Annotated in this window: 19 protein-coding genes and 1 tRNA gene; 12 read left to right on the forward strand and 8 right to left on the reverse strand. The window is 71.4% G+C overall.

What is annotated here, in order from left to right:
- Window positions 1-42: 42 nt before the first annotated feature.
- From ACTWJ9_RS19235 to ACTWJ9_RS19245, 3 genes are all read right to left on the reverse strand, one after another.
- The gene (locus ACTWJ9_RS19235; protein ID WP_279335470.1) at window positions 43-375 is read right to left on the reverse strand and encodes an FmdB family zinc ribbon protein; all 333 of its coding nucleotides are present in this window, start codon (window positions 373-375) and stop codon (window positions 43-45) included.
- A gap of 68 nt (window positions 376-443) precedes the next feature.
- Window positions 444-1,730: an MFS transporter gene (locus ACTWJ9_RS19240; protein ID WP_279335471.1), complete on the reverse strand. Its 1,287-nt coding sequence runs from the start codon at window positions 1,728-1,730 to the stop codon at window positions 444-446.
- A 324-nt stretch (window positions 1,731-2,054) separates the two neighbouring features.
- Window positions 2,055-3,584 carry a potassium/proton antiporter gene (locus ACTWJ9_RS19245; protein WP_443294498.1) on the reverse strand — a complete coding sequence of 510 codons (1,530 nt, stop codon included), beginning with the start codon at window positions 3,582-3,584 and terminating at the stop codon, window positions 2,055-2,057.
- A 244-nt stretch (window positions 3,585-3,828) separates the two neighbouring features.
- On the opposite strand from ACTWJ9_RS19245, the gene ACTWJ9_RS19250 reads away from it, so the two are divergent.
- Complete coding sequence (locus ACTWJ9_RS19250; protein ID WP_279335473.1) at window positions 3,829-6,672, forward strand: penicillin acylase family protein; 2,844 nt, start codon at window positions 3,829-3,831, stop codon at window positions 6,670-6,672.
- A gap of 140 nt (window positions 6,673-6,812) precedes the next feature.
- Here ACTWJ9_RS19250 and ACTWJ9_RS19255 read toward each other — a convergent pair whose 3' ends face one another.
- Window positions 6,813-7,427 (reverse strand): 5-formyltetrahydrofolate cyclo-ligase, encoded by a 615-nt coding sequence (locus ACTWJ9_RS19255; protein ID WP_279335474.1) that lies wholly within the window; start codon window positions 7,425-7,427, stop codon window positions 6,813-6,815.
- A 92-nt stretch (window positions 7,428-7,519) separates the two neighbouring features.
- On the opposite strand from ACTWJ9_RS19255, the gene galU reads away from it, so the two are divergent.
- The 7 genes from galU to ACTWJ9_RS19290 all read left to right on the forward strand — a co-directional run bounded on the left by galU (window position 7,520) and on the right by ACTWJ9_RS19290 (window position 13,264).
- Window positions 7,520-8,431, forward strand: coding sequence for a UTP--glucose-1-phosphate uridylyltransferase GalU (gene galU / locus ACTWJ9_RS19260; protein WP_279335476.1), 912 nt, complete (start codon window positions 7,520-7,522; stop codon window positions 8,429-8,431).
- Window positions 8,428-9,750 (forward strand): molybdotransferase-like divisome protein Glp, encoded by a 1,323-nt coding sequence (glp, locus tag ACTWJ9_RS19265; protein ID WP_279335477.1) that lies wholly within the window; start codon window positions 8,428-8,430, stop codon window positions 9,748-9,750. The genes galU and glp overlap by 4 nt, the downstream gene beginning before the upstream one ends.
- A gap of 86 nt (window positions 9,751-9,836) precedes the next feature.
- Entirely contained in the window at window positions 9,837-10,349 is a 513-nt protein-coding gene (moaC, locus tag ACTWJ9_RS19270) for a cyclic pyranopterin monophosphate synthase MoaC (RefSeq protein ID WP_279335478.1), read from the forward strand.
- A complete protein-coding gene (locus ACTWJ9_RS19275; RefSeq protein ID WP_279335479.1) occupies window positions 10,346-10,888 on the forward strand; it encodes a MogA/MoaB family molybdenum cofactor biosynthesis protein in 543 nt (180 codons plus the stop codon). Before moaC ends, ACTWJ9_RS19275 begins: the two co-directional genes overlap by 4 nt.
- A 17-nt stretch (window positions 10,889-10,905) precedes the next feature.
- Window positions 10,906-11,577 (forward strand): GNAT family N-acetyltransferase, encoded by a 672-nt coding sequence (locus ACTWJ9_RS19280; RefSeq protein ID WP_279335480.1) that lies wholly within the window; start codon window positions 10,906-10,908, stop codon window positions 11,575-11,577.
- A gap of 173 nt (window positions 11,578-11,750) precedes the next feature.
- Entirely contained in the window at window positions 11,751-13,106 is a 1,356-nt protein-coding gene (gene sepX, locus ACTWJ9_RS19285; RefSeq protein WP_279335481.1) for a divisome protein SepX/GlpR, read from the forward strand.
- A gap of 84 nt (window positions 13,107-13,190) precedes the next feature.
- Window positions 13,191-13,264, forward strand: a tRNA-Ala gene (locus ACTWJ9_RS19290).
- Window positions 13,265-13,399: 135 nt separating this feature from the next.
- On the opposite strand, the gene ACTWJ9_RS19295 is transcribed toward ACTWJ9_RS19290, so the two are convergent.
- Window positions 13,400-13,747, reverse strand: a complete 348-nt coding sequence (locus ACTWJ9_RS19295) for a DUF1330 domain-containing protein (RefSeq protein WP_443294499.1) — start codon at window positions 13,745-13,747, stop codon at window positions 13,400-13,402.
- Between the two features lie 417 nt (window positions 13,748-14,164).
- Here ACTWJ9_RS19295 and ACTWJ9_RS19300 point away from each other — a divergent pair, with 417 nt between their 5' ends.
- Entirely contained in the window at window positions 14,165-15,124 is a 960-nt protein-coding gene (locus ACTWJ9_RS19300) for a D-2-hydroxyacid dehydrogenase family protein (protein ID WP_279338024.1), read from the forward strand.
- 245 nt (window positions 15,125-15,369) lie between these two features.
- On the opposite strand, the gene ACTWJ9_RS19305 is transcribed toward ACTWJ9_RS19300, so the two are convergent.
- Window positions 15,370-15,714, reverse strand: coding sequence for a hypothetical protein (locus ACTWJ9_RS19305; RefSeq protein WP_279335483.1), 345 nt, complete (start codon window positions 15,712-15,714; stop codon window positions 15,370-15,372).
- A gap of 32 nt (window positions 15,715-15,746) precedes the next feature.
- Window positions 15,747-16,004 (reverse strand): GntR family transcriptional regulator, encoded by a 258-nt coding sequence (locus ACTWJ9_RS19310; RefSeq protein ID WP_279335484.1) that lies wholly within the window; start codon window positions 16,002-16,004, stop codon window positions 15,747-15,749.
- Window positions 16,005-16,203: 199 nt separating this feature from the next.
- Here ACTWJ9_RS19310 and ACTWJ9_RS19315 point away from each other — a divergent pair, with 199 nt between their 5' ends.
- Window positions 16,204-16,539 (forward strand): hypothetical protein, encoded by a 336-nt coding sequence (locus ACTWJ9_RS19315; protein ID WP_279335485.1) that lies wholly within the window; start codon window positions 16,204-16,206, stop codon window positions 16,537-16,539.
- On the forward strand, window positions 16,539-16,856 hold the full coding sequence (locus ACTWJ9_RS19320) for a hypothetical protein (protein WP_443294500.1): 318 nt from the start codon (window positions 16,539-16,541) through the stop codon (window positions 16,854-16,856). Before ACTWJ9_RS19315 ends, ACTWJ9_RS19320 begins: the two co-directional genes overlap by 1 nt.
- A 26-nt stretch (window positions 16,857-16,882) precedes the next feature.
- Here the strand turns inward: ACTWJ9_RS19320 and ACTWJ9_RS19325 are convergent, their stop codons facing one another.
- Entirely contained in the window at window positions 16,883-17,359 is a 477-nt protein-coding gene (locus ACTWJ9_RS19325) for a GNAT family N-acetyltransferase (protein ID WP_279335487.1), read from the reverse strand.
- 90 nt (window positions 17,360-17,449) lie between these two features.
- On the opposite strand from ACTWJ9_RS19325, the gene ACTWJ9_RS19330 reads away from it, so the two are divergent.
- Entirely contained in the window at window positions 17,450-18,259 is an 810-nt protein-coding gene (locus ACTWJ9_RS19330; protein ID WP_384203485.1) for an exodeoxyribonuclease III, read from the forward strand.
- Window positions 18,260-18,401 lie beyond the last annotated feature (142 nt).

An 18,401-nucleotide genomic window follows, 5' to 3' on the forward strand; every position in this document is an offset into this window, starting at 1 on the left:
ACCCCGTCGTCGGACGACGACGGGGTCCACGGGAAACCGGGCCTACGCGGCGGTGGTGCTGCTGGAGCCGGTCGACGGGCCCGAGCTCGAGCCCGAGGAGGACGACGCCGAGCCCGAGGAGGAAGACGACGAGGACGACGACGAGCTCGTCGAGGAGTCGGACGACTTCGACGCCGCCGGGGTGCTGCTCGACGAGGAGCCCCGGCTGTCGTTGCGGTAGAAGCCGGAGCCCTTGAAGACAATGCCGACCGCCGAGAACACCTTCTTCAGGCGGCCCTGGCAGTTCGGGCACTCGGTCAGAGCGTCGTCGGTGAACTTCTGCACCGCCTCGAGGCCCTCGCCGCACTCGGTGCACTGGTACTGATAGGTGGGCACTGTCTTCCTCCTGGCACTCTCACTCGATGAGTGCTAAACGACGCTTCATAGTGCCGTATTCCGGGTGTTCAGTCCACTGTGACGGGCGAGCGGTGACCCACGCCACGTGCGACGGTGCGTCCGTGCGGGGCCGGCACCAGCCGTGACCGCAGCGCCAGCAGGGTCACCAGGGCGAGCACCGTACCGCCCATCGGCACCAGGAAACCGGAGCCGTCCCACAGGCGGTCCTCGAACTGTCCGGCGACGGTGACCGCGGCCGCCTGACCGAGTGCCACCGCGCCGGTCAGCCAGGTGAAGGCCTCGGTGCGGGCCCCCGCCGGAACCAGGTCGTCGACCATGGTGAAACCGGTGATCAGGGCGGGCGCGATGCACATGCCGACCAGGAGCCCGAGCGCTGCGAGGAGCAGCGACGACTGGGCGGTCCACAGGGCGGACGCGCTCACCGCGAGCGCCGCGTACCCGACCACGAGGCGCCGCTGCGGGGCGACCTTCCAGGCGATGGCGCCGCAGGCGATGCCGGAGAGCATGTTGCCCGCGGCGAAGACGCCGTACAGGACGCCGTTCAGACCGGGTTCGCCGATCGACTCGGTGTACGCGGCCAGCGACACCTGCATGCCGCCGAAGACGGACCCGATGCCCAGGAAGGTGACGATCAGCACGCGCACCCCGGGGACGCGCAGGGCGGAGGCGTGCTGCACGCGCGCGTGCCCGCCGGCGGCGACCTCGGGCTGGGTGCCCTTCTGCGCGGCGAACAGCAGACCGCCGACCAGGGTCAGCGCGGCCTCGGTGACCAGGCCCGCGGCCGGGTTCACGGCCGTGCACAGGGCGGTGGCCAGCAGCGGTCCGACGACGAAGGTCAACTCGTCGGTGACGGACTCGAAGGCCGCCGCGGTGGTCATCAGCGGGGAGTCCTTGAGCTTGACGCCCCAGCGGGCGCGCACCATGGGCCCGATCTGGGGCACCGAGGCGCCGGTGGGAACGGCCGCGACGAACAGTGCCCACAGCGGGGCGTCGGTCAGCGCCAGCGCGGTCAGGGCCAGCGCGGACAGGGTGTGCAGCAGCACACCGGGGACGAGTACGGCGCGCTGCCCGTGGCGGTCGGCGAGCCGGCCGCTGAAGGGCGCGAACAGGGCCATGGAGACACCGGTGGCCGCCGCGACGGCGCCGGCCGCGCCGTAGGAACCGGTGGTGTGCTGCACCAGCAGCACGATGGAGAGGGTGAGCATCGCGAACGGCTGGCGTGCCGCGAAACCGGGGAGCAGGAACGTCCAGGCGCCGCGGGTGCGCAGCAAGCGGCCGTATCCCGGACGGGAGGTGGCCGCGGAGTCCTTCGACGTGGTGACCGTGGATGCCACGGCCCGTGCCTTTCTGCCGCCTGGTGGCGCGCGGCCCTCACACTCGGGCTTCGGGCACGCCGAGAGCTGTCCTCTTGCGCTGACTGCGGTAGATGCCGGGTGCCACAGCTCAGGGCAGGTCGGCCGCCATACGGTCGCGCCAGCTCTGCGTCAGGCAGAGTTGGTTCGATCTGGGTACTCCATGCATGGTACAGGCGTCGCTTCGGCGCGGTCGGGCGTCCACCGGCGGCAAGGGCTTGTGCGCCGCTGGAACCGGGCGCCGGGAGACCATGACCCGGTGGAACCGGGCACTGCGGGGCCGTGACCCGGTGGACGACGGACGTGTCAGCGCTTCGGGTCCTCGCCGTCGATGCCCAGCCAGTCGGCCAGCTTGCCGCCCTGGCCCACCGCGCGCAGGCGGCGTTCGGTGGCGTCCCGGACCGGGTCGGTGGCGACGACGAGGAGTTCGTCCCCGTGCCGCAGCATCGTCGTCGGCAGCGGGACGAACGAGGTGCCCCCGCGCACGACGAGTGTGACGGCCGCCCCTTTCGGCAGCCGGAGTTCGGCGACCTCCACACCGTGCATCTTCGACTCCTGAGGGATGTCGACCGACAGCAGATGCCCGCGCAGCCGTTCCAGGGGCGCCGACTCGATGCCCAGGTCGGCGGCCTCCGTACCCGTGCCGAGCCGCAGCTTGCCGGCCAGCCACGGCAGCGTCGGCCCCTGGACGAGGGTGTAGACGACGACCAGGACGAAGACGATGTTGAAGATCCTCCGGCTGCCCTCGACGCCCTCCACCATCGGAATCGTCGCCAGGATGATGGGCACGGCGCCGCGCAGTCCCGCCCACGACATCAGCGTCTGCTCCTGCCAGGGCACCCGGAACGGCAGCAGGCACAGCACGACGCTCAGCGGACGGGCCACCACGGTCAGCACCAGCCCGATGAGCAGCGCGGGCACGATGTCGTCGCCCAGTTCGTGCGGGGAGACCAGCAGACCGAGCAGGACGAACATGCCGATCTGGGCGATCCAGCCGAGCCCCTCGGCGAAGCCGCGGGTGGCGGGCCAGTGCGGCAGTCTGGCGTTGCCCAGCACCATCGCGGCGAGGTAGACGGCGAGGAAGCCGCTGCCGTGGGCCATGGCGCCCGCCGCGTAGGCGGTGACGGCGATGGCCATGACGGCGATCGGGTAGAGGCCGGAGGCGGGCAGCGCCACGTGCCGGAGCCCCCAGGCGCCCAGCCAGCCCACCGCGAGTCCGACGACGGCGCCGATGGCGAGTTCCAGGGTGATCTCGCCGAGCAGGATGTACCAGTGCTCGATCGGGCCGGCCGTGGAGAAGGCGAGCACCAGGATGACCACGGGGGCGTCGTTGAAGCCGGACTCGGCCTCCAGGGTGCCCGTCACGCGTGGGGGGAGCGGAATGCGCCGCAGTACGGAGAAGACGGCCGCCGCGTCGGTCGAGGACACCACCGCGCCGACGATGAGGGCCTGCCGCCACTCCAGACCGACCAGGAAGTGCGCGGCCGTCGCGGTGACCCCGACGCTCACCGCGACGCCGACGGTCGCGAGCGCGGCGGAGGCGGGCAGGACGGGTCTGGTCTCCGTCCACTTGGTGCCCAGACCGCCCTCGGCCAGGATCACCACCAGGGCCGCGTACCCGAAGACCTGCGTCAGCTCGGCGTTGTCGAACTGGACGTGGCCGATGCCGTCCTGGCCGATGGCGACGCCGATGCCGAGATAGACGAGCAGGCTGGGGAGCCCGCTGCGCGAGGAGATCCGGACCGCTGCGACGGCGACGAGCAGGATCAGCGAGCAGACGAGCAGGAGCTGGTTGAGGTGGTGGACAGTCAGCGGCCGTTCCCTTCCCTGGCTCACGTGCGGCGCGCCCGACCTCGGCTGCGGGGCGCGGGAAGCCGTCGCGTTCGCGGCGAACCGCTTCGTTACCTTACCTAACTCTTGACGCGTTCTTGATGCGCCCACCTGGCATCATCGAACGTCCGTCCGGGCTGGTTCCCGACTCCGCGTCAAGCGGCGTGGGGTCCTGCGCCTATCGTTGCTCCAGCGCTCAGTTAAAAGCACAGCCCGCCCTGCCGCTCGCGTAAGGACAGCAAGGACAGCGATGCCCACCGACACCACCGCCTCCACGGGTCAGCAACCCGTCAAGTCCGGCCGGAAAAGGGGGCGCAAAGCCCGTCTGCTCGTGTTCGTCCTGGTGCTGGCCCTGATCGGCGGTGTCGCCTACGGGGCGTACTGGTCGATCGGCACCGTGCGTGCCTCCTTCCCGCAGACCAAGGGATCGATCACGCTCAAGGGCCTGTCGGGTCCCGTCGACGTCAAACGCGACGGCCACGGCATCCCGCAGATCTACGCCTCCTCCGACGAGGACCTGTTCATGGCGCAGGGCTACGTCCAGGCGCAGGACCGGTTCTACGAGATGGACGTGCGCCGGCACATGACCTCCGGGCGCCTGTCGGAGATGTTCGGCGAGAGCCAGATCGAGAACGACGAGTTCCTGCGCACCCTGGGCTGGGACCGGGTCGCGAAGCAGGAGTACGAGAAGAAGCTCTCCCCCGCCACGAAGAAGTACCTCGACGCCTACGCCAAGGGGGTCAACGCCTACCTGGAGGGCAAGGAGGGCGCGGACATCTCCCTGGAGTACGCGGCGCTGGGCTTCACCAACGACTACACGCCCGGACCGTGGACCCCGGTGGACTCCGTGGCCTGGCTGAAGGCGATGGCCTGGGACCTGCGCGGCAACATGCAGGACGAGATCGACCGCGCCCTGCTGACCAGCCGGCTGGGCCCCGAGCAGATCGCCGACCTGTACCCGGCGTATCCGTACGGCCGGAACAAGCCGGTGGTCCAGGAGGGCCAGTACAACGAGCTGACCGGGGCCTACGAGTCGGGCGGCGGCGAGAGCGGCACGGGCGACGGGACCGGGACCGGCGACGGAACCGGAACCGGCATCGGCGGTGACGGCACCGGCGTGGGCACCGACCCGGGCACGGGTGCGGGCACCGGCGGTGCGGAGGGCGCGTCCGGTGCCGTCGGGACCGGCGGGGGCGGTCTGGAGAGCCAGCTGTCGGGGCTCCAGGAGGTCCTGCAGAACCTGCCCACGGCCGTCGGCGTCAACGGCGACGGCATCGGCTCCAACTCCTGGGTGGTTTCCGGCGATCACACCGTCACCGGTGAGCCGCTGCTGGCCAACGACCCGCACCTGTCGGCCTCGCTGCCGTCCGTCTGGTACCAGATGGGCCTGCACTGCCGCAGCGTCTCCGCCGCCTGCCAGTACGACGTCACCGGCTTCACCTTCGCGGGCATGCCCGGCGTGATAATCGGCCACAACGCGGACGTCGCCTGGGGCCTGACCAACTCCGGTGTCGACGTCACCGACCTCTACCTGGAGAAGATCACCGGCGAGGGCTACCAGTACGACGGCAAGGTGGTGCCCTTCAAGGCGCGCGAGGAGACCATCAAGGTCGCCGGCGGCGCGTCGCGGAAGATCATCGTCAGGGAGACCGGCAACGGCCCGCTGCTCTCCGACCGTTCCCCCGAGCTGGTGCGGACCGGGAAGAAGGCCACCGTCGACTCCGCCGCGCCCGACCGGGGCGACGGCTACGGTGTCTCGCTGCGCTGGACCGCGCTGGAGGCGGGCCGCACCATGGACGCCGTCTTCGCGATGAACCGCGCGAAGAACTGGGACGACTTCCGCGAGGCGGCCACCCTCTTCGAGGTGCCCTCGCAGAACCTCGTCTACGCGGACACCGAGGGCCACATCGGCTACACCCTGCCGGGCAGGATCCCCACCCGCGCGAAGAACCACGACGGCTCCGTCCCGGCACCCGGCTGGAACTCGGAGTACCGCTGGACCGACTGGATAGACCAGGACGCGCTGCCCTACGAGTTCGACCCCGATCGCGGCTACATCGTCACCGCCAACCAGGCCGTGGTCGACCCCGACGCGTACCCGTACACCCTGACCACCGACTGGGGCTACGGCGCCCGCAGCCAGCGGATCAACGATCTGATCCAGTCGAAGATCAAGGACGGCGGCAAGATCTCCACCGACGACATGCGGCAGATGCAGCTCGACAACAGCAGCGGTATCGCCAAGCTGCTGGTGCCCGAACTGCTCAAGATCGACGTCAAGGACCCGGAGGTCCGCAAGGCGCAGAAGCTGCTGGAGGGCTGGGACTACACCCAGGACGCCGACTCCGCGGCCGCCGCCTACTTCAACTCCGTCTGGCGCAACGTCCTCAAGCTCGGCTTCGGCCACAAGCTGCCCAAGGAGCTGCGGGTCAAGGGCCAGTGCCTGTGGGTCGACCCGGTCAACCCCACCGGGCCCGCCGACGAGAGCGCCAAGGTGCGCGAGTGCGGCATGCGCGAGGCCGACCAGGCCCAGCCCGACGGCGGCGACCGCTGGTTCGAGGTGGTCCGCACGCTGATGGAGAAGGAGGACAGCGCCTGGTGGACGACCCCGAAGGCGGGCGCACGCGAGGGCGCGGAGAACCGCGACGAGCTGTTCAGGCGCGCCATGATCGACGCCCGCTGGGAGCTCACCGCCAAGCTCGGCAAGGACATCGACACCTGGAGCTGGGGCCGGCTGCACCGCCTGTTCCTGAAGAACCAGACCCTGGGCACCTCCGGCCCCGACGTCCTGCAGTACGTCCTCAACCGCGGCCCCTGGAAGCTCGGCGGCGGCGAGGCCACGGTCAACGCGACCGGCTGGAACGCCGCGGGCGGCTACGGGGTGGTGTGGGTGCCGTCGATGCGGATGGTGGTCAACCTCGGCGACCTCGACAAGTCGCGGTGGATCAACCTCTCCGGCGCCTCCGGCCACGCCTACAGCTCCCACTACGTCGACCAGACGGACAAGTGGGCCGAGGGCGAACTGCTGGAGTGGGCGTACTCGGACAAGGCGGTCGAGGGCAGCACCAGCGACACGCTGCTGCTCAAGCCCTGAGAGGCCCGGCCCTCGACGCATGAGGCATGAGGCATGACGCATGAGGAAGGCGGCCGCCACGTACGCGTGGCGGCCGCCTTCCTCATGCCGGGGCCTCCGGGCCTGCGGTCCCGCCGAGGCCGCCGGAGCGGTGCCGGCGCTCAGCCGAACCGCCGTACCCCCGACGGGGTCACCACCGCGTGCACGGGCCGGTCGTGGGGTTCCTCGGGAACCCGCTCGACCACCTCGGTGTCGTACAGCAGCACCACCAGGGCCGGGTGCGCGCCCGCGCGCTCCAGCCGGGCCAGCACCCGGTCGTAGGAGCCGCCGCCGCGCCCCAGCCGCATCCCGCGGGAGTCCACGGCCAGGCCCGGCAGCAGCACGGCGTCCGCTCCGGTCACGGCGTCCGGCCCGAGGCGCTCCCCGGCCGGCTCGAGCAGGGCCATCCGCCCGCCGTGGCGCACCCGGGTGAGCGAGTCCTGGCCGGTGTACGCGCCCCAGTCCAGATCGTTGTCGGGGAGCAGGGCCGGCAGCAGCACGCGTGTGCCCCCCGCGCGCAGCGCGTCGAGCAGTGCGAGCGTGCCGGGTTCGCTTCCCACGGAGACGTATGCCGCCACCGTGCGCGCGTGCGCCAGTTCGGGCAGTCCGAGCGCGCGGTCGGCCAACGCGGTCGCGGCATCCCGCACGTCATCCGCCGTCAACCTGTTCCTCGCCAGGAGGATTTCCCGTCGCCATGCCCGCTTGTCAGAATCGTTCGCGCGACCGTCGTGTCTCAACTCTGTTCCTCAACTGTTTCATTGTGCGCATATAAGCATTAAATATGCGGAGTCGCAGATTCCCTGCAAAGGCACCGGATATGGTGGCGGGCATGAGTCAGTCGCACCCTCGGATCAGCAAGGCTGTCATCCCCGCAGCAGGCCTCGGCACCCGGTTCCTGCCGGCCACCAAGGCCACTCCCAAGGAGATGCTGCCGGTCGTCGACAAGCCGGCGATCCAGTACGTGGTCGAAGAGGCCGCAGCCGCCGGCCTCGATGACGTCCTCATGGTGACGGGCCGCAACAAGCGCCCCCTGGAGGACCATTTCGACCGTAATTACGAACTGGAGTCGGCCCTCGACAAGAAGGGTGACGCCGCCCGTCTCGCCAAGGTCCAGGAATCCAGTGACCTCGCGACCATGCACTACGTCCGCCAGGGCGACCCCAAGGGGCTCGGCCACGCCGTCCTGTGCGCCGCCCCGCACGTCGGCGACGAAGCCTTCGCCGTCCTCCTCGGCGACGACCTGATCGACCCGCGCGACTGCCTGCTCCAGCGCATGATCGAGGTCCAGGAGGAGCACGGCGGCAGCGTCGTCGCGCTCATGGAGGTCGCCCCGGAGCAGATCCACCTCTACGGCTCCGCCGCCGTCGAGGCCACCGCCGACTCCGACGTGGTCCGGGTCAGCGGCCTGGTGGAGAAGCCCGAACCGGCCGACGCCCCCTCCCACTACGCCATCATCGGCCGCTACGTCCTCGACCCGGCCGTCTTCGACGTACTGCGCAAGACCGAGCCGGGCCGCGGCGGCGAGATCCAGCTCACCGACGCCCTCCAGCAGCTGGCCGCGGACGAGAAGATCGGCGGCCCGGTGCACGGTGTGGTCTTCAAGGGCCGCCGCTATGACACCGGCGACCGAGGCGACTACCTGCGTGCCATTGTCCGACTCGCGTGCGAACGTGAAGACCTGGGCCCGGACTTCCGGACCTGGCTCCGTCATTACGTCACCGAGGAGATGCAGGAACGTTGAGCACCGCCGCGCCCCGCACCGCAGGCCCGGACCACCTCTGGTCGGTGGACGAGCACCTGGACGACATCCTCGCCACCGTCCGCCCCCTGGAACCCATCGAGCTGAACCTCCTCGACGCCCAGGGCTGCGTCCTGGTCGAGGACGTCACGGTGCCGGTGTCGCTGCCGCCGTTCGACAACAGTTCCATGGACGGGTACGCGGTGCGGGTCGCGGACGTCGCGGGCGCGAGCGAGCAGTACCCGGCCGCCCTCGAGGTCGTCGGTGACGTCGCGGCCGGCCAGTCCGACCTGTTCCGGGTCGGGCCCGGCCAGGCGGTGCGCATCATGACCGGTGCCCCGCTCCCGCCCGGCGCCGAGGCCGTCGTCCCCGTCGAGTGGACCGACGGCGGGCTCGGCGAGGGCCCGGTCACCGCGATGCGGGCCCGCAGCCTGGCCCCCGAGGGCGCCACCGGGCAGGTGCTCGTCCACCGCCCGGCCCGGGCCCGCGCGCATGTGCGCGACCAGGGCAGCGACGTACGGGCCGGTGACCGCGCCCTGACGGCCGGGACCGTCCTCGGCCCGCCGCAGATCTCCCTGCTGGCCGCGATCGGCCGCGGCACGGTACGCGTGCATCCGCGCCCGCGGGTGGTGGTGATGTCCACCGGCAGTGAACTCGTCCAGCCCGACGAGGAGCTGAGCCCCGGCCGGATCTACGACTCCAACAGCTTCTCCCTCACCGCCTGCGCCCGGGACGCCGGCGCCATCGCCTACCGCGTGGGCGCCGTCGCGGACGACGCCGACACCCTCCGCGACACCATCGAGGACCAGCTGGTGCGCGCCGACCTGGTGGTCACCACCGGCGGGGTGAGCGTCGGGGCGTACGACGTCGTCCGGGAGGCGCTGTCGTCCGTGGGCGACGAGGACGAACCGGGCAGCGGCATCGACTTCCGCAAGCTCGCCATGCAGCCCGGCAAGCCCCAGGGCTTCGGCTCCATCGGCCCCGACCACATCCCGCTGCTGGCCCTCCCCGGCAACCCGGTCTCCTCGTACGTCTCCTTCGAGCTGTTCGTGCGCCCCGCCATCCGCACCCTGATGGGCCTCACGGACGTCCACCGCCCGAGAACCCGCGCGACCCTGACCGCGGACGGGCCGCTGACCTCGCCGAAGGGCCGCCGCCAGTTCCTGCGCGGCCGGTACGCCGACGGCGAGGTGACCCCGGTCGGCGGCGCCGGATCCCACCTGGTGGCCGCCCTCGCCCAGGCGAACGCGCTGATCGTCGTCCCCGAGGACACCGAGTCCGTCGCGCCCGGCACCGAGGTCGAGGTGGTCCTGCTCGGCTGAGCCGCACCGGTTGGCGGTACCGTGTCGCGCACAGCAGGCCCGTGCGCCGCACCGCGGCGGGCCCGGACCGGGAGCGCCACACGATCATGACCGTGCCTTCCCGGGGGGAGACCCCCGGACACCCTGACCAGCGCCGTCTGACGCACATCGACGAGACGGGCGCGGCCCGGATGGTCGACGTGTCCGGCAAGGACGTCACCGCGCGCACCGCCCGCGCCACCGGCCGCGTCCTGGTCTCGCCCCGCGTGATCGAACTGCTGCGCGGCGAGGGCGTCCCCAAGGGCGACGCCCTGGCCACCGCGCGGATCGCGGGCATCATGGGCGCCAAACGCACCCCCGACCTGATCCCGCTGTGCCACCCCTTGGCGGTGTCCGGTGTGAAACTGGACCTGTCGGTCGCGGACGACGCCGTGGAGATCACGGCCACGGTGAGGACGACGGACCGCACGGGCGTGGAGATGGAGGCGCTCACCGCGGTCTCCGTCGCCGCGCTCACCGTGATCGACATGGTCAAGGCGGTCGACAAGAAGGCGGTCATCACGGACGTGCGGGTGGAGGAGAAGACGGGCGGCAGGTCGGGCGACTGGAGCAGGGCATGACACTGGACGCATCCGTCGGCGGCGCACTTCTCGCGCCGTACAGCGCCCTGGTGGTCACCGCCTCCAACCGGGCCGCCGCCGGCGTCTACCGGGACACGGGCGGCCCCCTGATCGCCGAGGGCCTGCGGCGCTTCGGCTTCGCCGTCGACGGCCCGCGGGTGGTCCCGGACGGCGACCCCGTGGAGGCCGCGCTGCGCGCGGGCGCCGAGGCCGGGTACGACGTCATCGTGACCACCGGCGGCACCGGCGTCTCGCCCACCGACCGCACCCCCGAGGCGACCCGCGCGGTGCTCGACCACGAGGTGCCCGGCATCGCGGAGGCCATCCGGGCGTACGGCCGGGACAAGGTGCCCACGGCGGCCCTCTCCCGGGGCCTCGCGGGCGTCGCGGGCCGGACGCTGATCGTCAACCTGCCCGGGTCCAGCGGCGGGGTGGAGGACGGCCTGGCCGTCCTGGAACCGCTGCTGAAGCACGCGGTCGACCAGCTGCGCGGCGGTGACCACTCCAGAACCGGAACCAGTGGCGGGGGTGCGAGCTGAACGGTTCATCCTGGCCCGTGGAGCTGGTGGCCGGCGACGTCGTCCTCCGGCCGATAAAGCTGCGCGACCAGCGGGCCTGGCGCGAGGTCAACCGGCGCAACCGCGACTGGCTGCGCCCCTGGGAGGCGACGATCCCGCCGCCCACCCCGTCCGGTCCGATCGTGCACCGGCCGACCTACCGCCAGATGGTCCGTCATCTGAGGGCGGAGGCGCACGCGGGGCGGATGCTGCCGTTCGTCATCGAGTACCAGGGGTGCCTGGTCGGCCAGTTGACGGTCGCCGGGATCACCTGGGGTTCGATGTGCTCGGGGCACGTCGGCTACTGGGTCGACGAGGCGGTGGCCGGCCGCGGGGTGATGCCGACGGCCGTGGCGATGGCCGTGGACCACTGTTTCCGTACCGTCGGACTGCACCGCGTCGAGGTGTGCATTCGCCCCGAGAACGGGCCCAGCCGCCGGGTCGTGGAGAAACTCGGATTCCGTGAGGAGGGGCTGCGCCCGCGGTATCTGCACATCGACGGCGCCTGGCGCGACCATCTCGTCTTCGCGCTCACGGCGGAGGAAGTGCCCGAGGGGCTGCTCGGGCGCTGGCAACGGGCACGCGCCCGGAACGAGCGGGCGGGCGGGGACGAGTGGGCGGACGGTGACGAGCGACGTAATCCCGAAATCCCGCGCCGCCCAGGTAATTGAATAAATGTTCGAATTTGATCGCGTGATGACCGTCTGAAGGTGGGAAAATTCCCGGCTTAAGTGGTCGCCTGATCGCATCGTTCGCAAAAAAAGTTCGAAATATCAGCCGGATCGTGCGACACACCGGCTCAATTGGCGGATGGCCTCACCTAAACCCCTCTACCGTGTGAGGCGTGAGCAGCAGCGGCCTCATCTACGCAGTCATCGTCGGGGCCTGGGCCGCCTACTTGGTGCCGATGTGGCTCCGTAGGCAGGACGAGCTGAACGAGGCCCGTCCGACGGAACGCTTCAGCACCGCCATCCGATTGTTGTCCGGACGGGCGGGAATGGAGCGCCGGTACGCCAAGGACCTGCGGGCGCGCTCCGCCGACGAGGAGGAGCAGAGCGTCCACGACCCGGACGCGGTCACCGATTCGGTGGACGTCCGGGCCTTCGCCGTGTCCCAGACCCGTCCGCAGCAGGTGCAGGCGCCCGTGCGTCCGCACCCCGCGCAGCGGCCGGAACGGGCGGTACCCGAAGCGGTCCCCGACGAGCCGACCGGACGCGCCCCGCGCGAGCGCGTCCCGTCCGCCCGGCGCGGAGCGCCTCCGCGAAGGGCGCAGCCCGCGCTCCCGGCCCAGCAGGCCCCGCCGTCGCAGGCCACCCCGTCCGCCCAGCCGCCGCAGCCGTCCCCGCAGCCCTCCCTGTCGGCGCAGGCCGCCGCGGCGCGCGCCCAGCGCTCGAGGGTGCTCGCCCGGCGTCGGCGCACCACCACGATGCTCTTCCTCGCCTTCACGTTCGGCGCGGTCGTCGCCGCGGTCGGCGGGCTCACCTTCCTGTGGGCGCCCGGAGTGCCCGCGGTGCTGCTGAGCGTCTACATCGCCTACCTGCGCTCCCAGGAGCGCCGCCGTTTCGCGTACCAGATGGACCGTCGGCAGGCCGAGGCCGCGGCACAGCGGTTGCGGGAGCGTCAGCCGCGCCGCCGTCCGTCCGTCGACGACATCGACCCCGACGAACCGGAGGGACCCGCGCCGGGCCTCGACCCCGATGCCGAACCGGGTCCGGAGACCGACCCCGGCCTCCTGGCGCTCGCCGCCGACCGGCGCGCGCTCGTCGAGCAGACCGACCACGCCGAGTGGGTCGACCAGCAGCGGGAGCGCCGGCAGCGGCCCGGCCAGGGCGGCGACAGCTGGGACCCGGTCCCGGTGCCGCTGCCCACGTACGTGACCGCCCCGGTCGCCCCGCGCGCCACCAGCGACGTGGACCTCGGCGCCGCGGACACCTGGAGCTCGGCGCGTTCGAGCGCCGTGGTCCCGGGCCCGGAGGAGACGGCCGGCACCGCCGACGGCACGGCTCCGGAGGGGGACCGGGCCGTCACGGAGGAGCAGGCCGGCGCCGACGGGCACAACGACGCCCTCCCCCACGCTCGAAGGCGCTCGCGCGGAGGGACCCCCACCGCGGCCTCCGCCCGCCGTGCCCGTGAGCGCGGCCGCACCCCGCTGTTCGATCAGTACGAGGACGGCGACCGCCCCCGGGCCGTCAACGAATGACCTTGGAAAACCCGCGGCCGACCCCCCACCGGCCACGGATTTCCGAGCACCCCGATCGGGGTGCTAAGGTTTCTCTCGTTGCAAGGGCCTGTGGCGCAGTCTGGTAGCGCACCTCGTTCGCATCGAGGGGGTCTGGGGTTCAAATCCCCACAGGTCCACCGCAGCTGAAAGCCCCCGCCGGGAAACCGGCGGGGGCTTCTTCGTGTCGACACGAACAACCCCTTGCCCTCCGGGACGGGCGTCACGCCGCCCTCGTCAGTTGGACGGTCCCGCCCTGTCCGAAGCGTGCGGGGCTAATCGGCGGGAAGGGCTTCCCGCAGCGCCTTGGTGACGCCGGTCGGCTCGTAGCCCTCGGGTACGCCTTCGACCAGGATGATGTCGCCGTCGATGTGCCGCGAGCGCAGCGGGGCGATCTCCCGGTACGCGGGGGAGTCCCACCAGGCCCGCGCCTCGGCGACCCCGGGGAAGCCGATCATCACGACGTGTCCGGGCCAGCTGCCCTCCTTCACCTCGTGCTGCGTGGCGTGCACGAGGAAGCGTCCGCCGTACGACTCGAAGGTGGCGGGGATGCGCTCGATGTACTCGACGATCTCCGGGTGCGGAGCGGCCTCTTGCAGGTGGGCTATGACGTAGGCGGGCATGGTGTCCTTCCGGTCGGTCGAACTCCGTACACCGGGATCTTGGCACGCCGGGGCCCCGGGGGCGATGACCTGACGGGTGAGCGAACTCCGCCCGCGGTGTGGGCTGGTGGCGCACATGCCCCGGCCGCCCGGCCCTCCGCCCACGGCGGGCCCGTCGTCACAGCTGTCGTCGACCACCGCGCCGACGGGGCCGGGGAGGGCCGTGGCGACCTGCCGCGGGGCCTGTACATCGGGGTGGGCCGGGGACGCGCCTTCACGTACACCCGGTCCGCCCGGTCCGCCGCAATGGGTATCCTGCCGCTGCTGTCGCCCCGGGGTGCGGCCGGGCGCGTCCTCAGGGTGTACATCCCCGACCGGCTCGGCCTTCGTCGGGCCGCCGCCGACGCTCGTACCGTGGGATCCACGGAAAGGACCGACATGCGGCTTCGCTGTGCCGTGCTCGACGACTTCCAGGGCGTCGCCACCACCGTGGCCGACTGGAGCCCCCTCCAGGAACGTGTGGAGGTCGTCAGCTTCACCGAGCACATCGCCACCGAGGGTGAACTGGCCCTCGCGCTCGAGGACTTCGACATCGTGGTGACCCTTCGGGAGCGGGTTCCCTTCCCCGCCCCCCTGCTCGACAGGCTTCCCCGGCTCAAGCTGCTCATCGCCTCCGGCATGCGCAACTCGGTGATCGACTACGCGGCCGCCGAACGCAACGGGGTGACCGTGTGCGGTACGGAAAGCACGTCGACCCCGCCGGTCGAGCTGACGTGGGCGCTGTTGCTCGGCCTCGCCCGCGGCATCGTCACGGAGAACAACGCGCTGCGCGCGAACGGCCCCTGGCAGTCCACGGTCGGTGCCGACCTGCACGGCCGCCGGCTCGGCCTGCTCGGCCTGGGGAAGATCGGCAGCCGGGTGGCCCGGGTGGGCCTCGCCTTCGGTATGGAGGTGGTCGCGTGGAGCCAGAACCTCACCGAGGAACGCACGGACGAGGTCGGCGTCCAACTGGCCGGCTCCCAGGAGGAACTCCTCGCCACCAGCGACTTCGTCTCGCTCCACCTTGTCCTGAGCGACCGGACCCGCGGGCTGCTCGGCGCGCCCGAACTGGCCCTGCTCAAGCCGACCGCCTACCTGGTGAACACCTCACGGGCGGCCCTCGTCGACCAGGACGCCCTGCTCGCTGTGCTGCGGGAGGGACGGATCGCCGGAGCCGGAGTCGACGTGTTCGACGTCGAGCCCCTGCCCGCCGACCATCCCCTGCGCACCGCGCCCCGGCTCCTGGCCACCCCCCACCTCGGCTACGTCTCGCAGAACAACTACCGCACCTATTACGGCCAGGCCGTCGAGGACATCGAGGCATTCCTGGCGGGCGAGCCCGTACGACGTCTTGGCTGAGCCATGTGGTGGTAAATCCGTGAGCACTTCGGCCATCACTGTCCCTCTGCCGCTCGTTTGAGCGGTAAAGGGACACTTGCCCTCCAACTGCTCACAACTTTCAGCAAGCCCCCCGCCCCCGGCCTCGGGTTCGGGGCGCCGAACCGTCGGGTGTGGCCGAGCGGTCGGCGGAACGAATGGACGTGGTGTGGATCCCGTGGGGCGGCCTGATCCTCGCGGCTTTGCGCGAACTGGCCACGGAGTGCTCAGGGGAGGCGGTGCCCCATCTTCGCCGACTGACGGTTGTGGCCCTTCGTGTCCCACCACTCCTCCAGCAACGCGCGCACGATGTGCACAAGTTGCTCAAGCCGGTCGGGGTCCGGGGCCGACGAGACGAGGACGTCGACGAAGGAGCTGTCGTCCCAGGGGAGCGTGACCGCCCAGCGTTCGTCCTGTCGTCCCGGGCGCTCCACCGTGATCCGGTATTCCAGCACGGCGGCGCCACCCGGACGGTGCTCCACCGACAGCTCGGCGATGGCGAACCTCATACTGCCGTCACCGGTCGTGTACGAACGGGCGAGCGCCTGCTCGGCCGGTTTCCTGGCCGTCATGCTCGCTCCTTTTCCTCGGTGTGGCGGGAGTGTCAGTCGGCGGTTCCGTTCCCCTCCGGTGCGTTGGCGGGTGGCTGCTGCACGACGAAAGACCCCTTGCCCCGTACGGTCACGATGAGCCCTCGCTCGCGGAGTTCTTGTGCCGCCCGCCGTGCGGTGAGCCGTGCCACCCCGTACTCGTCGGCGAGGTGATTCTCCGAGGGGATCGGCCTGTCCGGTGCCAGCTCGCCCGACTCGATCTTCTTCGCGATCACGTCGGCCAGTTGAACGTAGAGCGGTCGTGCGCTCATCGGATCCAGAGTCGGCGTCGACTCCTCTGTATCGCTCATATGTCCAACATAGGTATGCTCTCATGTCCACTAACGAGTGGATCCCTCTGTACTTGTCTGCAGAGGGCTGTAGCTCGATATAGCTTCATAGCCAAGAAAGCCCCGGCGAGGTGGATCAGACCTCCCGGGGCGCGGCCAACGCTGTATTGGGAGCGTCGACATGCATGACCTTATCCACCGCCTCGCCCATCGGCTGGGCCTTCTCTTCGGTCCCGGCACCGGAGCCCACCGGGCGGGCAGCCCCCGTCCCGCGCATCTTGCCGCCGGCCCCGTGCCCGCCACAGACTCCGCCTGCCTCCCCCCGCACCGTTCCCCGTACTGCCTGCACCTCCCCCTCGACGGCACCGACTCCCGGCTCGTCCGCCCCTACCTCGCCGCCCACGAACAGGAGCGGGCGGCACGTCAGTGGCGTCGCAGAGTCGCTCTCGTCCTCGCCGCCGACTTCGGGATCGACCTCGACCAGCACACCGTCGGCGCGGGGAAGGTGGCCGCGTGATGAAGTCGTACCCCTCGCTCCGGCTGCTGCCCTGGTCCTCGCCGGACGGAAAGCCCTGCTTCCTCGCCGACGGCGGTGAGGGCGGATACGTCTCGCGGCTGGCTGACGAGACGGAGGCCCGGCAGCTGGCCGACGGCCTGGACGTGCTCCGCCGTGCCCGGCGGGTGCTGGAGGACCCGATGTCCCCGTACGTCGAGGTGCGGTACGCCGGTGTCCGTCTCACCGAGTGCCTCGCCGGCACCCTGCGCGTCGCGGAATCCCGCGGCCGACGCCTGCCCTCGCCGGAAAGCACGGAAGGCGGAGGGGCGGACGAGTAGTCGGTGAACGGCGGTGCCGAGTGCCGCTACAGCGGCTTCGCGTAGCAGAGGCTGCTGTCGTGGAAGCGGTAGTAGCCGAACTTCTCGCAGGGCTCGTAGCCGCTGGAGGTGTAGAGGGCGACGGCCTCCGGCTGCTGGGTGCCGGTCTCCAGGACCATGCGGAGGCGGCCGGCCGCGCGGGCGTCCTCCTCCAGGGCGGCCAGAATGCGGCGGGCCAGGCCCCGGCCGCGCATCCCCTCGGCCACGTACATCCGCTTCAGCTCGGCGTCCCCGTCGCGGTTGCCCTCGCCGTTGGTGTTCTGGACGCGCCAGCCGCCGGAGGCGACGGGGGTGTCGTTCTCGTCGTAGGCGAGCAGGTAGACGCCGTTCGGCGGGCGGAAGTCCGCGGGGTCCATGGGGGTGGCGTCACCGCCGTCGCCGTAGCGGACGTGGTACTCGGCCTGGACCTCGTCGTTCAGCTTGACGGCGTCGGGGTGGTCGTAGGAGACGCGGCGGATATTCATGCGAAGTAAGGTATATCAATCCGGGTGAGGTGAGGGTCCGTTTTCCGGGCCCGGAACGGGACCCGTCCAGTGTGCCGGTATCGTGCCCTGATGTTCACTGTGACCTCCGTCAACGTCAACGGACTGCGTGCCGCCGCGAAGAAGGGCTTCGTGGAGTGGCTGGAGCGGACCTCCGCCGATGTGGTGTGTCTGCAGGAGGTGCGCGCGGAGCCGCAGCAGCTGCCCGAGCACGTCCGGGAGCCCGAGGGGTGGCACGTGGTGCACGCGCCCGCCGCGGCGAAGGGGCGCGCGGGGGTCTCGCTGTACACGCGGCGCGCGCCCGATCGCGTCCAGGTCGGCTTCGGGTCGGCCGAGTTCGACGGCAGCGGGCGGTACGTGGAGGTGGACCTGCCCGGCGTCACCGTCGCCTCGCTCTACCTGCCCTCCGGTGAGGTCGGCACCGAGCGGCAGGACGAGAAGATCCGCTTCATGGGGGAGTTCCTCGCCTATCTGAAGGGCCTGCGGGAGCGGGCCGCCGCCGACGGCCGGGAGGTCGTGGTGTGCGGGGACTGGAACATCGCGCACCAGCAGGCCGACCTGAAGAACTGGCGCGGCAACACCAAGAACTCCGGGTTCCTGCCGGAGGAACGGGAGTGGCTCTCCCGCGTCCTCGATCCGGCCGAGGGCGGGTACGTGGACGTCGTCCGGGCGCTGCATCCGGGTGTCGACGGGCCGTACTCGTGGTGGTCGTACCGGGGGCGGGCCTTCGACAACGACGCGGGCTGGCGCATCGACCTCGCCGTGGCCACGCCCGGGCTCGCCGCCCGCGCGGTCGAGGGCCACGTGGAACGCGCGGCCACGCACGCCGAACGCTGGTCGGACCACGCTCCGGTGACGGTGGTGTTCCGGCCCCGGGACTGAGGCGCCCGCCGCCCGGTGGGGTGGTGTGCCGGTGTTCCGGCCTCGGGGCTGACGCCCGGTGGGGGTGGTGCGCCGCGGGTATGCCGCGCGGGCGGAGTGCCACCGGGTCCCGGCCGCTGCCGGGGCCCCGGGCGCCGGCCCG

The sequence above is a fragment of the Streptomyces sp. GDS52 genome (assembly GCF_052246875.1).
GTDB lineage: Bacteria > Actinomycetota > Actinomycetes > Streptomycetales > Streptomycetaceae > Streptomyces > Streptomyces cathayae.

Bases quoted from the DNA above. Each gene is read 5' to 3' on its own strand.
- ACTWJ9_RS19250 (WP_279335473.1), top strand. From the start codon at position 3,829: ATGCCCACCGACACCACCGCCTCCACGGGTCAGCAACCCGTCAAGTCC.
- galU (WP_279335476.1), top strand. From the start codon at position 7,520: ATGAGTCAGTCGCACCCTCGGATCAGCAAGGCTGTCATCCCCGCAGCA.
- moaC (WP_279335478.1), top strand. From the start codon at position 9,837: ATGACCGTGCCTTCCCGGGGGGAGACCCCCGGACACCCTGACCAGCGC.
- ACTWJ9_RS19275 (WP_279335479.1), top strand. From the start codon at position 10,346: ATGACACTGGACGCATCCGTCGGCGGCGCACTTCTCGCGCCGTACAGC.
- ACTWJ9_RS19295 (WP_443294499.1), bottom strand. From the start codon at position 13,747: ATGCCCGCCTACGTCATAGCCCACCTGCAAGAGGCCGCTCCGCACCCG.
- ACTWJ9_RS19300 (WP_279338024.1), top strand. From the start codon at position 14,165: ATGCGGCTTCGCTGTGCCGTGCTCGACGACTTCCAGGGCGTCGCCACC.
- ACTWJ9_RS19305 (WP_279335483.1), bottom strand. From the start codon at position 15,714: ATGACGGCCAGGAAACCGGCCGAGCAGGCGCTCGCCCGTTCGTACACG.
- ACTWJ9_RS19310 (WP_279335484.1), bottom strand. From the start codon at position 16,004: ATGAGCGCACGACCGCTCTACGTTCAACTGGCCGACGTGATCGCGAAG.
- ACTWJ9_RS19315 (WP_279335485.1), top strand. From the start codon at position 16,204: ATGCATGACCTTATCCACCGCCTCGCCCATCGGCTGGGCCTTCTCTTC.
- ACTWJ9_RS19320 (WP_443294500.1), top strand. From the start codon at position 16,539: ATGAAGTCGTACCCCTCGCTCCGGCTGCTGCCCTGGTCCTCGCCGGAC.
- ACTWJ9_RS19325 (WP_279335487.1), bottom strand. From the start codon at position 17,359: ATGAATATCCGCCGCGTCTCCTACGACCACCCCGACGCCGTCAAGCTG.
- ACTWJ9_RS19330 (WP_384203485.1), top strand. From the start codon at position 17,450: ATGTTCACTGTGACCTCCGTCAACGTCAACGGACTGCGTGCCGCCGCG.